Origin of the sequence: Kitasatospora sp. NPDC059817 (genome assembly GCF_042731835.1) — a bacterium.
Lineage (GTDB): Bacteria > Actinomycetota > Actinomycetes > Streptomycetales > Streptomycetaceae > Kitasatospora.
On record NZ_JBHWIR010000159.1, the window covers coordinates 5,651 to 17,564 of the forward strand.

Sequence of the window (11,914 nt, forward strand, 5' to 3'; positions counted from 1 at the left end):
CTGGGAGGCGGTGCTGTGCTCACACCCCCGAGCCCCCACCACCCGAGAAAACAAACCCCCCCCCCCCCCCAATCACATTCGGCGCGCCCCCCCTAACTATTTTCTCAGCCCAGGAGGTCCTTGACGACCGGGGCGAGGCCGCGGAAGGCCTGGCCGCGGTGGCTGATGGCGTTCTTCTCGGCGGGGGTGAGTTCGGCGCAGGTGCGGGTCTCGCCGAGGGGCTGGAGGATCGGGTCGTAACCGAAGCCGCCGTCGCCGGAGGGGGCGGTGCGCAGGGTGCCGAGGAGGCGGCCCTCGACGACGCGCTCGGTGCCGTCGGGGAGGGCGAGGGCGGCGGCGCAGAAGAAGTGGGCGCCGCGGTGCGGGTCGGAGATGTCGGAGAGCTGGGCGAGCAGCAGGTCGAGGTTGGCGCGGTCGTCGCCGTGCTTGCCGGCCCAGCGGGCGGAGAAGATGCCGGGGGCGCCGTTCAGGACGTCCACGCAGAGGCCGGAGTCGTCGGCGACGGCGGGCAGGCCGGTGGCGCGGGCGAGGGCGTGGGCCTTGAGGAGCGCGTTCTCGGCGAAGGTGACGCCGGTCTCCGGGACGTCCGGGATCTCGGGGTAGGCGTCGGCGCCGACGAGTTCGACGTCCAGGCCGGCCTCGCCGAGGATGGCGCGGAGTTCGGCGACCTTGTGCTGGTTACGGGTGGCGAGGATCAATCGGGTGGACATATCGCCCACCCTATCGGCAGCCGTTCCGGCGTCAGCCGGTGCAGACCGAGGTGAGGTTGCCGGCCGCGTCGCCGAGCGGCTTGAGGTCGGGGACCTCCTTCTTGTCGACGGCCTGCTGGACCTTGTCGGCCTGCTTCTGCAGGTCGGCGACGGCCTTGGCGACGTCGGTGTTCTTGGAGTTCTTGCCGACCTGGTTGAGGTCGGTCCTGAGCTTCTCCAGCGCCTTCGCGGCGGCCGCCGAGTCGTTGCTCGCGTTGCCGTAGGCGCTGGTGACGTCGGCGAGGTCGCCGGTGATCCTGACCGCCGTGTTGCCGCAGTCGATCGCCTTCTGGGCTGCGGAGCAACTGACCATGCTGAGCGGGAGGATGGCGATCAGGCCGGCCACGGCGAGGGCGGCGGGGCGGGCGATGCTGGACGGCATCCGGTCCTCCTGTGGGGCGCGCGGGTTCCGTGGGACGGGACGCGCGCCGGGGGGTGCGCGGTTCCCGCAGCAGGGGTGCTGCGGGAACCGTACGGGCTTCGGGCCCGGCGTGTACAGCGGCCCGTACGGCGGCGGGTACATCCGGGTCCACGGCGCCGTGGGCCGAACCGGTTCAGGCCTCCAGGGCCTTGCGCTGGATCTCGTCGAGCTCGGCGCAGCCCAGGGTGCCGAGGTCGAGCAGGCGGTCGAGCAGGGCGCGGTCGAAGGGGGCGCCCTCGGCGGTGCCCTGGACCTCGACGAAGCGGCCGTCGGCGGTGCAGACGATGTTCATGTCGGTCTCGGCGCGGACGTCCTCCTCGTACTGGAGGTCGAGCATCGGGACGCCGTCGATGATGCCGACGCTGACGGCGCTGACGCCGCCGGTGATGGGCTGGCCCTTGGCGCGCAGGAGCTTGCGGTCGCGGGCCCAGGCGACGGCGTCGGCGAGGGCGACGTAGGCGCCGGTGATGGCGGCGGTGCGGGTACCGCCGTCGGCCTGGAGGACGTCGCAGTCGAGGACGATGGTGTTCTCGGCGAGGGCGCGGTGGTCGACGACGGCGCGCAGCGAGCGGCCGATGAGCCGGCTGATCTCGTGGGTGCGGCCGCCGATGCGGCCCTTGACGGCCTCGCGGTCGCCGCGGGTGTTGGTGGCGCGCGGGAGCATGGAGTACTCGGCGGTGACCCAGCCTTCGCCGCTGCCCTTGCGCCAGCGGGGGACGCCCTCGGTGACGCTGGCGGTGCACAGCACCTTGGTGTCGCCGTAGGAGATGAGGACGGATCCTTCGGCGTGCTTGCTCCAGCCCCGTTCGATGGTGATGGGGCGGAGCTGGTCGGGGGTGCGGCCGTCGATGCGTGACATAGGCACTGAGCGTAGTCGCTCGGAGCGGGTGTTCCTGGTGCGCCTCGGGCCCCCCGTCCCGGGGGGGGGGGCGGGCCGGGGGTGGGGTGAGCCCGGTGGCTCAGCTCACATCATGTCCTCGATGTCAGCGGCGATCGGGTCGGCGTCGGTGCCGATGACGACCTGGATGGCGGTGCCCATCTTGACGACGCCGTGGGCGCCGGCGGCCTTGAGGGCGGCCTCGTTGACCAGGGAGGCGTCCTTGACCTCGGTGCGAAGGCGGGTGATGCAGCCCTCGACCTCTTCGATGTTGTCGATGCCGCCCAGACCGGCGACGATCTTCTCAGCCTTGCTGGCCATCTGATTTCTCCCTCTGTCTCGGCCCGCCGGCCGCTCTGCCGGGTGCCGTCCTGCGCTGTGCTGGGGTGTCCGCCGACCGGTGGCCGGCGTGGTCGGTACCGGTGCTGACGCGGGTTCAGCCGCGGTCGCGCCGCCGGGCAGCGCGACCAGCATCACCTGCTCCGGTCCGATCTGCCACGTTAGTCCACTTTTGGCCCATTCCGGCGCGCACGGTCCCGGCCGCCACCAGAGGATGACGAGCAGCGGGCTCGCGCCCGGCGTGCGGCCTGCGTCCCAAAGTGGTCTACACCAATATATGTGTACTCCGATGAACGCAGAAAGGACCCCGGGTGTTCCGGATCCCCGCCCGGGGGTCCCGCCGGGGGCCACCGGCCGGCAACTGCTCCCGGAGGGCGAAGGATGAGTTCGGCAGGCGCCACGGCCCCGCAGCGCGTGTGGTGGCACACCTTCTACGGCGGCCTCCAGAAGATGGGCCGCTCCCTGCAGCTCCCGGTGGCGGTGCTCCCCGCGGCCGGCATCCTCAACCGGCTCGGCCAGCCCGACGTCTTCGGCCAGGACGGCCTCGGCTGGACCGACGTCGCCAAGGTCTTCGCCGCGGCCGGCGGCGCCCTGTTGGACTCCTCGTTCGGCCTGCCGATGCTGTTCTGCGTCGGTGTGGCGATCGGCATGGCGAAGAAGGCGGACGGTTCCACCGCGCTGGCCGCCGTGGTGGGCTTCCTCGTCTACTACAAGGTCCTGCACGCGTTCCCGGAGAGCTGCAAGAGCGGGACGGTCCTGGTCACCGACTCCTGGACCGGCCAGTGCGTGGACTACAGCTCGGCCAAGGCGGCGGCCGCGACGTACCAGAACCCGGGCGTCCTGGGCGGCATCCTGATCGGCCTGATGTCGGCCTGGCTCTGGGTCCGCTTCCACCGCACCAGGCTGGTCGACTGGCTGGGCTTCTTCAACGGCCGCCGCCTGGTGCCGATGATCACCGCGGTGGTGGGCCTGGCCACCGCCTGCGTGGCGCTCTGGGTCTGGCCGCCGATCGGCCGCGGGCTCAACGACTTCAGCCAGACCCTGGCCGACCTGGGCGCGGGCGGCGCCGGCATCTTCGGCCTGTTCAACCGCGCGCTGCTGCTGATCGGCATGCACCAGTTGCTGAACACATTCGTCTGGTTCCAGTTCGGCGAGTTCATCAAGCCGGACGGCACCATCGCGCACGGCGACATCCCGCGCTTCCTGGCGGGCGACCCGACGGCCGGCCAGTTCCAGTCCGGATTCTTCCCGATCATGATGTTCGCGCTGCCCGCCGCCGCACTGGCGATCGCGCACTCGGCGAAACCGCACCGCCGCAAGGAGATCTACGGCCTGATGCTCTCGGTCGGCCTGACCTCCTTCGTGACGGGCGTCACCGAACCGCTCGAGTACTCCTTCGCCTACGTCGCCCCGGCCCTGTACGGCGTGCACGCGCTGCTGACCGGCGCCTCGATGGCCGTCACCTGGGGGCTCGGGGTGCACGACGGCTTCAGCTTCTCGGCCGGCCTGATCGACTACGTCATCAACTGGGGGCTGGCCACCAAGCCGTGGCTGATCATCCCGATCGGGCTCTGCTTCGCCGCCGTGTACTACGCGCTCTTCCGGTTCATCATCGTCAAATTCAATCTGAAAACACCCGGGCGGGAGGACGAGAGCGAGGTCGAGGACGTCACCAAGCTCTGAAACCGAGCGTCACCGGGCAGCACCCGCAATGGCCTCCGGACCCGACGGCCCGGAGGCCTTCGGCATTTCCGGAAAGGACCAAATGCCCGGGCGGTAAAACAATTCCGATATGCGCCCCGGGGATTCCCCGGCGGGCCGTCGGCCGTGTCAGGCGGGGCCGGGGCGGCCCGCACCGCCCGGCCGCCGGGCCGCCGGACGGGGGCGCGCCGGGGGTGGGGAAAGGCCGCCGCCGCCCGGCGCGGGCGGTGGCCGGCAATCGGCCGCCGCCGTTTCCGCGCCGGCCCCGACCATGCGCCGCGGGGGGTCGGAAAGCCGCGGATTGGCCGAAGCCGGACGGGGTGGGGCCCGGACTCCTCCCGGCCGACGGTCGTTCGTGATGTCCGACACCCCGGCGGGCCCCTTCCCCGCCGCCCGCCGCGCCCGGCCCGGACCCCGGCGGGCGGGCACCCGGGCTCCGGGGGCCGCCTCCGCCCGGGCCTCGCCGCGTCCGCCCGTGAACCCCGCCGACCCGGCCCCCGTTCGCACATCGCCGGGCCCGCGACGGACCCCTGACGAGGCCTCGACGGGGCCGCCGGGCGGGGCCGGGCCTTTTTGTTGCGCAAATAGCCAAAATCCCAATCACGGCGGGTAATCATGATCGTCGTTCCGCAACTAGGTTTCGATTTCATAGCGCTTCCCGGCAGGGGCGCTTTCCGGGGTTCCCCCCCTTCTCCACCCGTGCTACAAAACTGGTCTACACCACACGTGGTGTAGACCAGTTCGCGGTTCGGCCCCCTGTGCCCCTCCCCCGACCGCCATGCCGTTAGGAACCCACCCCAATGAGTCAGTCAGCGCAGGCACCGACGCCCGCCTCGGCTCCGGCCACGCCAAGCCCCGCCAAGAAATTCGGCCAGAACCTGCTCCAGGGCCTGCAGAAGATCGGCCGCAGCCTCCAGCTGCCGGTCGCCGTCCTCCCGGCCGCGGGCATCCTGGTCCGGCTGGGCCAGCCCGATGTCTTCGGCAAGGACGGGCTCGGCTGGGGGAAGGTCGCCGAGGTCTTCGCCACCGCCGGTGACGCGGTCTTCAAGAACCTGGCGCTGCTGTTCTGCGTCGGTGTCGCCATCGGCTTCGCCAAGAAGGCCGACGGCTCGACCGCGCTGGCCGCCCTGGTCGGCTACCTGGTCTTCCACAACGTGCTGACCGTCTTCCCGGTGGACGGGACCATCACCGCGGCGCTGCCGGAAGGAAAGCCCCAGAACCCCGGGGTCTTCGGCGGCATCGTGGTCGGCCTGCTCAGCGCCGTGATCTGGCAGAAGTACCACCGCAAGCAGCTCATCGACTGGCTCGGCTTCTTCAACGGCCGCCGCCTCGTGCCGATCATCATGGCGTTCGTCGGCACCCTGCTCGGCGTCGTCATGGGCCTCGTCTGGGGCCCGATCGGCACCGGCCTGACCCACGCCAGCGACTGGCTGACCGGCCTCGGCAGCGTCGGCGCCGGCGTCTACGGTGTCGCCAACCGCGCGCTGATCCCGGTCGGCATGCACCAGTTCCTGAACACCTTCTTCCAGCAGCAGGTCGGCAGCTTCACCGACCCCACCGGCCACACCTGGACCGGCGACATCCCGCGCTTCTTCCACAGCGACCCGACCGCCGGCCAGTTCATGTCCGGCTTCTTCCCGATCATGATGTTCGGCCTCCCCGCCGCCGCCATCGCGATCGCCCACGCCGCGCGCCCCGAGCGCCGCAAGGCCGTGCTCGGCATGATGATCTCCGTCGCACTGACCAGCTTCGTGACCGGCGTCACCGAGCCGATCGAGTTCTCCTTCATGTTCATCGCCCCGGTGCTCTACCTGATCCACGCGGTGCTCACCGGCCTCTCGATGGCCGTCACCTGGGGCCTGGGCGTGCACGACGGCTTCGGCTTCTCGGCCGGACTGATCGACTACGGGCTCAACTGGAACCTGGCCACCAAGCCGTGGCTGATCATCCCGATCGGCCTGGTCTTCGGCGCGCTGTACTACTTCCTCTTCCGCTTCGCGATCACCAAGTTCGACCTCAAGACCCCCGGTCGCGAGGACGACGACGAGATCGAGGACGTGACCAAGGCCTGAGGCCCCGTCCGTCCGCACTCCACGACCCCGCCCTGCCGCTGCTCCCCCAGCGGCGGGGCGGGGTCGTCGTGCGTCCCGGTCCGTGCCCGTCGCGCATCCCGGCGGGGCCCGTCCTGCGTCCCGCCCCGGGGCGGCGGGAACGGCGGTTGACGAACCGGCGGAGGCACTGGTCAACTGAAGCCGTGAACGCGTCCTGCCCGCTGGTGACCCGCAGCCACATCGACTTCGGTCGCGTGTGGTCCGCGGCGTGTCGCGGCTGAGCCGACCGTTCCCCCCGCCGCCCGGCTGACCTCCCGCCCGGCGCCGTTCCTCCCCTCCCGCCCGCACGGGCCCCGCCCGCCTCCGGGCCGTCACCGCGCACCCGCGCGCGGCCGTACGCACCCGCACACACCCTGTGCGGGTTCGCCGGCGTCGCCCGCACGCGTCCGCACGAGGAAAGTCAGGCCTCAGCATGCCCCGCCAACTGCACCTCTCCGCCGCCCTGGACAGCCCCGGCCACGTCGACGCCGGGCACTACGCCGCCCTCGCCCGCCTCGCCGAGCGGGCCACCCTCGACTTCGTCACCCTCGACGACTCCTTCACCCCCGAACCGCGCCGCCCCGACGCCCTCGCCACCCTCGCCCGGATCGCCCCGCTGACCGAGCGGGTCGGGCTGGTGCCCACCGTCACCACCACCCACACCGAGCCGTTCCACACCTCGATCGCGGTCAACACCCTGGACTGGGTGAGCCGGGGCCGGGCCGGCTGGCTGGTCGGCGTCTCCGCCACCGAGGCCGAGGCCAAGGCCTTCGGCCGCCGCCCGACCGCCCCCGCGGACGCGCTCTGGGCCGAGGCCGCCGACGCCGTCGAGGTCGCCGCCCGGCTCTGGGACAGCTGGGAGGACGACGCGGAGATCCGCGACACCGCCACCGGGCGGTTCGTCGACCGCGACAAGCTGCACTACGTCGACTTCGAGGGTCCGCACTTCTCCGTCCGCGGACCGTCGATCACCCCGCGCCCACCGCAGGGCCGCCCGGTCGTCGCCGTCCCGGTGGCCGCCGTCGACCTCGCCCCGTACGCCTCCCCCGGCGGGCGCGCCCGGGTCGCGACGGCGATCCGGTACGCCGACGTCGTGCTGCTGGACGCCCCCGACCACGCCGCCCGGCTGGCGGCCGCCACCGAACTGCGGCTGCGCGCCGGCGAGCACCTGCGCATCCTCGCCCGGACCGATGCCGCCCTGCCCGACGACGCCGCGGCCGACCGCCTGCTCGCCGACCTCGCCGCGATCGGCACCGGCGTCGACGGCTTCCACCTCGTCCCCGCCGAGCCCGAACGGGACCTGGCCGCCCTCGCCGAACGGGTCGTCCCGGTGCTGCGCGCCCAGGGGCTGTTCCGCGCCGGGTACGCGGCCGGCCGCACCCTGCGCGACCACCTCGGCCTGGCCCGCCCGGCCAACCGCTACGCCACCGCCGCCGCCACCAACACCCCGTCCACCATCCCGTCCGCTGCCGCTCTCGCCGAGGTGACCCGATGACGGACCGCCCGCTCAAGCAGATCCACCTCGCCGCGCACTTCCCCGGCGTCAACAACACCACGGTGTGGAGCGACCCGGACTCCGGCAGCCACATCGAGTTCGACTCCTTCCGCCACCTCGCCGAGACCGCCGAGCGCGGGAAGTTCGACTTCTTCTTCCTCGCCGAGGGCCTGCGGCTGCGCGAGAACAAGGGCCGCATCCACGACCTGGACGTGGTCGGCCGCCCCGAGTCGATCACCGTGCTGAACGCGCTGGCCGCCGTCACCACCCGCCTCGGGCTGGCCGGCACCGTCAACGCCACCTTCAACGAACCGTACGAACTGGCCCGCCGCTTCGCCTCGTTGGACCACCTCTCCGGCGGGCGCGCGGCCTGGAACGTGGTCACCTCCTCGGACGCCTTCACCGGGGAGAACTTCCGCCGCGGCGGCTACCTCGACCGCGCCGACCGCTACACCCGGGCCGCCGAATTCGTGCAGCTCGCCCGGGAGTTCTGGGGCGGCGGAGCGGAGACCGTCCGGCACCGCGGCCCGCAGTTCGAGGTCGAGGGCCGGCTCTCGCTGCCCCGCCCGCCGCAGGGCCACCCGGTGGTCATCCAGGCCGGGGACTCCGACGAGGGCCGGGAGTTCGCCGCCGCGACCGCCGACGTCGTCTTCAGCCGGCACTCCACCCTCGCCGACGGCCAGGCCTTCCACGCGGACGTCAAGCGCCGGCTCGCCGCGTACGGCCGCAAGCCGGACGAGCTGAAGATCATGCCCGGCGTCACCTTCGCCCTCGGCGACACCGACGCCGAGGCCGCCGAACTCGCCGCCGAGATCCGCCGGGCCCAGGTCGGGCCGCAGACCACGATCGCCTTCCTGGAACAGGTCTGGGGCATCGACCTGTCCGACCACGACCCGGACGGTCCGCTGCCCGCCGTCGACCCCGACCCGGACAGCGCCCTGGCCCAGGGCCGGGTCCGGATCGGCGACCCACTGGCCGTCGCCGCCCGCTGGCGGGCCCTGGCCGCCGAGAAGAAGCTCACCAGCCGCGAGCTGGTGATCGAGGTGACGGGCCGGCAGTCCTTCATCGGCTCCCCCGCGACGGTCGCCGAGCGGATCGACTTCTTCGTGCAGAACGACGCGGCCGACGGCTTCATCCTCGTCCCCCACCTGACCCCGGGCGGCCTGGACGCGTTCGTCGACCGCGTGGTGCCGCTGCTCCAGGAACGCGGGGTGTTCCGCACCGACTACAGCGGCACGACCCTGCGCGACCACCTCGGCCTGCCGCTCCCCGGCCGCCCCTGAGACGGCCGACGCCGAGACGACCAGCCCGCCTGCTCAGATCCGGTACACCGCGCCGGCCCGGGCGACCTCGACGGGGCCCGGGTACGCGGCGGCGGCGTCGCGGCGGTTGTGCTCGGCGTCGGTCCACGGGGGGATGTGGGTCAGGACGAGCCGGCGGACGTGGGCGGCGGCGGCGTGCTCGCCGGCTTCCCGGCCGTTGAGGTGGACGGCCTGGTAGGTGTCCCGGCCGTCGATGTAGGCGGCCTCGCAGAGGAAGAGGTCGGCGTCGCGGGCGAGTTCGACGAGTTCGGCGCTCTCGCCGGTGTCGCCGGAGTAGACGAGCGCGCGACCGTCGTGTTCGAGGCGGAAGGCGAAGGCGTCGACGGGGTGGTTGACCTGGGCGACCTCGATCCGGAACGGGCCGAGGTCGAAGGCCCCGGGGGTGAGGGTGTGGAAGTCGAAGACCTCCTTCATCCCCGGGTTCTCCGGCATGTCGTAGGCGCGGGCGAGCCGTTCGGCGGTGCCGGCCGGGCCGTAGACGGGCATCGGGTCGGGGCAGCCCTCGGCGCGGTAGTTGCGGGCGACCCAGTAGGCGCACAGGTCGACGCAGTGGTCGGCGTGCAGGTGGCTGAGCAGGACGGCGTCGACCTCGTAGATGTCCACGTACTTCTGCAGGGCGCCGAGGGCGCCGTTGCCGAGGTCGAGCACGACGCGGTAGCCGTCGGCCTCGACGAGGTAACTGGAGCAGGGCGATTCGGCGGACGGGAAGCTCCCCGAGCACCCCACCACGGTCAGTTTCATCCGAGCCCCTCCGCCCCGACACGTCCTGGCTGCTGCTGGAAAACGGCAGGCCGGGCCGGTGAAACCGGCCGGTAGCACTGCTTCGCGTGTCGAGAGTAAGGGCGGAGCGGCACTTTGCCCCCGTCCCCGTGCCGGGCTGTGGCTGGAATCACCAGAACGCCGGGGCGGGGGCGGTGCCGTCCGTTCGGGTGCCGTCGGGTCAGCGGTGGCGGGGGCGGTTGCGGGCCCAGGCCTTGATCGTGTCGGGGTACCAGCGGGGGTGGCCGCTGCCGTCGAGGACGTCCGGGGCGGGCAGCAGACCGTGCCGCCGGTAGTTGCGGACGGTCTCGGCCTGCACGTTGATGTGGCGGGCGATCTCGGCGTAGGACCACAGCTCGGAGCTTCTCCCCACGAGGCACCTCCGGAGGGGCGGGGCGGGCGTACGTGAGGCAGCCTGTCCGGGCGTTGGCGACTCTTCTCCACAGAACGGGCACCGTGGTCATTCCGTGACGAACCGGGAGCACGCTGCGGACAAATGCCCGGCCGTCCCGGCACTCACGGTGGTGGGGGCCGCCATAGGCCCGGTACGGTTCGCGCCATGAACAGTTCGACCGGGGTCTGGGTGGTCCTGGCGGTGGCGGGCGTCGCGCTGCTGGCCGCCGTCGTGCGGGCGCTGGTCCGGCGCACCCGCCCGGCGCCGCGACCGGCCGGGCCGACGGCTCCGCGCCCGCGCCCGGCGGCCAAGGGCCGCCCGGGGCCGCAGCCGCAGGAGATCTGGTGGGCGGAGGTCCCGTTCGAGGACGGCCCGGGGTCGAAGGACCGCCCGTGCCTGGTGCTGCGGGTGCACGGCCGCACCGCCACCGTCGCGAAGATCACCAGCAAGCACCACACCGAACGCCCGGGCGTGCTGCCGCTGCCGCCCGCCTCGGTGGGCGACCGGCAGGGCCGCACCAGCTGGCTGGAGACCGACGAGCTGCGCGAGGTGCCGCTGTCGGCCTTCCGCCGCCGGGCCGGCACGGTGGACCGGCAGGTCTGGTCCCGCGCGCAGCAGGCCCTGCAACGCGGCTAGGTCCTCCAGCACCGACAGGGCTCTCAGGCCCAGAGCTGCCCCTGCAGCGCCTCGACGGCCGCCTCGGTGGTCTCCGCGGTGTAGATGCCGGTGGACAGGTACTTCCAGCCGCCGTCGGCGACCACGAACACGATGTCGGCGCGCTCCCCGGCCGCCGCGGCCTTGCGGCCGACGCCGAGCGCGGCGTGCAGGATCGCGCCGGTCGAGACGCCCGCGAAGATGCCCTCCTGCTGGAGGAGTTCGCGGGTGCGGCGGACGGCGTCTGCGGAGCCGACCGAGAAGCGGGTGGTGAGCACCGCGGCGTCGTACAGCTCGGGGACGAAGCCCTCGTCGAGGTTGCGCAGCCCGTACACGAGGTCGTCGTAGCGGGGTTCGGCGGCGACGATCCGCACGCCGGGGACCTTCTCGCGCAGGTAGCGGCCGACGCCCATCAGGGTGCCGGTGGTGCCGAGGCCGGCCACGAAGTGGGTGACGGTCGGCAGGTCGGCGAGGATCTCGGGGCCGGTGGTGGCGTAGTGGGCGCCCGCGTTGTCGGGGTTGCCGTACTGGTAGAGCATGACCCAGTCCGGGTGCTCGGCGGCGATCTCCTTGGCGATCCGGACGGCGGTGTTGGAGCCGCCGGCGGCCGGCGAGGGGATGATCTCGGCGCCCCACATGCGGAGCAGTTCGCGCCGTTCCTCGCTGGTGTTCTCGGGCATCACGCAGACCATCCGGTAGCCCTTGAGCTTGGCGGCCATGGCGAGCGAGATGCCGGTGTTGCCGCTGGTGGGTTCCAGGATGGTGCAGCCGGGGGTGAGCCGGCCGTCGGCCTCGGCGCGCTCGATCATGTGCAGCGCCGGGCGGTCCTTGATCGAGCCGGTGGGGTTGCGGTCCTCCAGCTTGGCCCAGAGCGTCACCTGTCCGTCGGTGTTGCCGGGGACGGCCGCGGACAGCCGCGGCAGGCGGACCAGCGGGGTGTTGCCGACGGCTTCGAGCGGGCTGTCGTAACGCAAGGGAGGCCTCCGGCCACGGCGGTGAGGGTGCGGAAGGGCGCCCTCCCGCCCCCCGCGGGGGGGGGGGGCGGGCGGGAGGTGCCCGGGCACCCCGGGCCCCCGCGGGGAGGATTGTGACGCAGTGGCCCGCGGGGAGGCG

Annotated in this window: 12 protein-coding genes; 5 read left to right on the forward strand and 7 right to left on the reverse strand. The window is 72.7% G+C overall.

Features of this window, described 5'->3' with window-relative positions; translation table 11 throughout:
- Positions 1-104: 104 nt before the first annotated feature.
- The 4 genes from rdgB to ACFV61_RS27270 form a co-directional block, all read right to left on the reverse strand.
- Entirely contained in the window at positions 105-710 is a 606-nt protein-coding gene (gene rdgB / locus ACFV61_RS27255) for an RdgB/HAM1 family non-canonical purine NTP pyrophosphatase (RefSeq protein WP_063349223.1), read from the reverse strand.
- 31 nt (positions 711-741) lie between these two features.
- Positions 742-1,131 carry a hypothetical protein gene (locus tag ACFV61_RS27260; RefSeq protein ID WP_380335144.1) on the reverse strand — a complete coding sequence of 130 codons (390 nt, stop codon included), beginning with the start codon at positions 1,129-1,131 and terminating at the stop codon, positions 742-744.
- A gap of 172 nt (positions 1,132-1,303) precedes the next feature.
- On the reverse strand, positions 1,304-2,029 hold the full coding sequence (rph, locus tag ACFV61_RS27265) for a ribonuclease PH (protein ID WP_063349221.1): 726 nt from the start codon (positions 2,027-2,029) through the stop codon (positions 1,304-1,306).
- Positions 2,030-2,134: 105 nt separating this feature from the next.
- Positions 2,135-2,368 (reverse strand): glucose PTS transporter subunit EIIB, encoded by a 234-nt coding sequence (locus tag ACFV61_RS27270; protein WP_063349220.1) that lies wholly within the window; start codon positions 2,366-2,368, stop codon positions 2,135-2,137.
- A 399-nt stretch (positions 2,369-2,767) separates the two neighbouring features.
- Here ACFV61_RS27270 and ACFV61_RS27275 point away from each other — a divergent pair, with 399 nt between their 5' ends.
- From ACFV61_RS27275 to ACFV61_RS27290, 4 genes are all read left to right on the forward strand, one after another.
- Positions 2,768-4,069: a PTS transporter subunit EIIC gene (locus ACFV61_RS27275; protein WP_063349219.1), complete on the forward strand. Its 1,302-nt coding sequence runs from the start codon at positions 2,768-2,770 to the stop codon at positions 4,067-4,069.
- 818 nt (positions 4,070-4,887) lie between these two features.
- Positions 4,888-6,159, forward strand: a complete 1,272-nt coding sequence (locus ACFV61_RS27280) for a PTS transporter subunit EIIC (RefSeq protein ID WP_380494419.1) — start codon at positions 4,888-4,890, stop codon at positions 6,157-6,159.
- A gap of 451 nt (positions 6,160-6,610) precedes the next feature.
- Positions 6,611-7,672, forward strand: coding sequence for an LLM class flavin-dependent oxidoreductase (locus ACFV61_RS27285; RefSeq protein WP_380335152.1), 1,062 nt, complete (start codon positions 6,611-6,613; stop codon positions 7,670-7,672).
- Complete coding sequence (locus ACFV61_RS27290; protein ID WP_380335155.1) at positions 7,669-8,955, forward strand: LLM class flavin-dependent oxidoreductase; 1,287 nt, start codon at positions 7,669-7,671, stop codon at positions 8,953-8,955. Before ACFV61_RS27285 ends, ACFV61_RS27290 begins: the two co-directional genes overlap by 4 nt.
- A gap of 33 nt (positions 8,956-8,988) precedes the next feature.
- Here ACFV61_RS27290 and ACFV61_RS27295 read toward each other — a convergent pair whose 3' ends face one another.
- Both ACFV61_RS27295 and ACFV61_RS27300 read right to left on the reverse strand, forming a co-directional pair.
- Positions 8,989-9,735, reverse strand: coding sequence for an MBL fold metallo-hydrolase (locus ACFV61_RS27295; protein ID WP_350881195.1), 747 nt, complete (start codon positions 9,733-9,735; stop codon positions 8,989-8,991).
- A gap of 199 nt (positions 9,736-9,934) precedes the next feature.
- Entirely contained in the window at positions 9,935-10,126 is a 192-nt protein-coding gene (locus tag ACFV61_RS27300) for a MerR family transcriptional regulator (protein WP_208869099.1), read from the reverse strand.
- A gap of 186 nt (positions 10,127-10,312) precedes the next feature.
- On the opposite strand from ACFV61_RS27300, the gene ACFV61_RS27305 reads away from it, so the two are divergent.
- Positions 10,313-10,783, forward strand: a complete 471-nt coding sequence (locus ACFV61_RS27305; RefSeq protein ID WP_380494422.1) for a type II toxin-antitoxin system PemK/MazF family toxin — start codon at positions 10,313-10,315, stop codon at positions 10,781-10,783.
- A gap of 23 nt (positions 10,784-10,806) precedes the next feature.
- Here the strand turns inward: ACFV61_RS27305 and ACFV61_RS27310 are convergent, their stop codons facing one another.
- Entirely contained in the window at positions 10,807-11,775 is a 969-nt protein-coding gene (locus ACFV61_RS27310; protein ID WP_063349213.1) for a PLP-dependent cysteine synthase family protein, read from the reverse strand.
- Positions 11,776-11,914: the final 139 nt, after the last annotated feature.

What these genes read in the sequence shown, in the direction of transcription:
- rdgB (WP_063349223.1), bottom strand. Translation starts at nt 710, where the DNA reads ATGTCCACCCGATTGATCCTCGCCACCCGTAACCAGCACAAGGTCGCC.
- ACFV61_RS27260 (WP_380335144.1), bottom strand. Translation starts at nt 1,131, where the DNA reads ATGCCGTCCAGCATCGCCCGCCCCGCCGCCCTCGCCGTGGCCGGCCTG.
- rph (WP_063349221.1), bottom strand. Translation starts at nt 2,029, where the DNA reads ATGTCACGCATCGACGGCCGCACCCCCGACCAGCTCCGCCCCATCACC.
- ACFV61_RS27270 (WP_063349220.1), bottom strand. Translation starts at nt 2,368, where the DNA reads ATGGCCAGCAAGGCTGAGAAGATCGTCGCCGGTCTGGGCGGCATCGAC.
- ACFV61_RS27275 (WP_063349219.1), top strand. Translation starts at nt 2,768, where the DNA reads ATGAGTTCGGCAGGCGCCACGGCCCCGCAGCGCGTGTGGTGGCACACC.
- ACFV61_RS27280 (WP_380494419.1), top strand. Translation starts at nt 4,888, where the DNA reads ATGAGTCAGTCAGCGCAGGCACCGACGCCCGCCTCGGCTCCGGCCACG.
- ACFV61_RS27285 (WP_380335152.1), top strand. Translation starts at nt 6,611, where the DNA reads ATGCCCCGCCAACTGCACCTCTCCGCCGCCCTGGACAGCCCCGGCCAC.
- ACFV61_RS27290 (WP_380335155.1), top strand. Translation starts at nt 7,669, where the DNA reads ATGACGGACCGCCCGCTCAAGCAGATCCACCTCGCCGCGCACTTCCCC.
- ACFV61_RS27295 (WP_350881195.1), bottom strand. Translation starts at nt 9,735, where the DNA reads ATGAAACTGACCGTGGTGGGGTGCTCGGGGAGCTTCCCGTCCGCCGAA.
- ACFV61_RS27305 (WP_380494422.1), top strand. Translation starts at nt 10,313, where the DNA reads ATGAACAGTTCGACCGGGGTCTGGGTGGTCCTGGCGGTGGCGGGCGTC.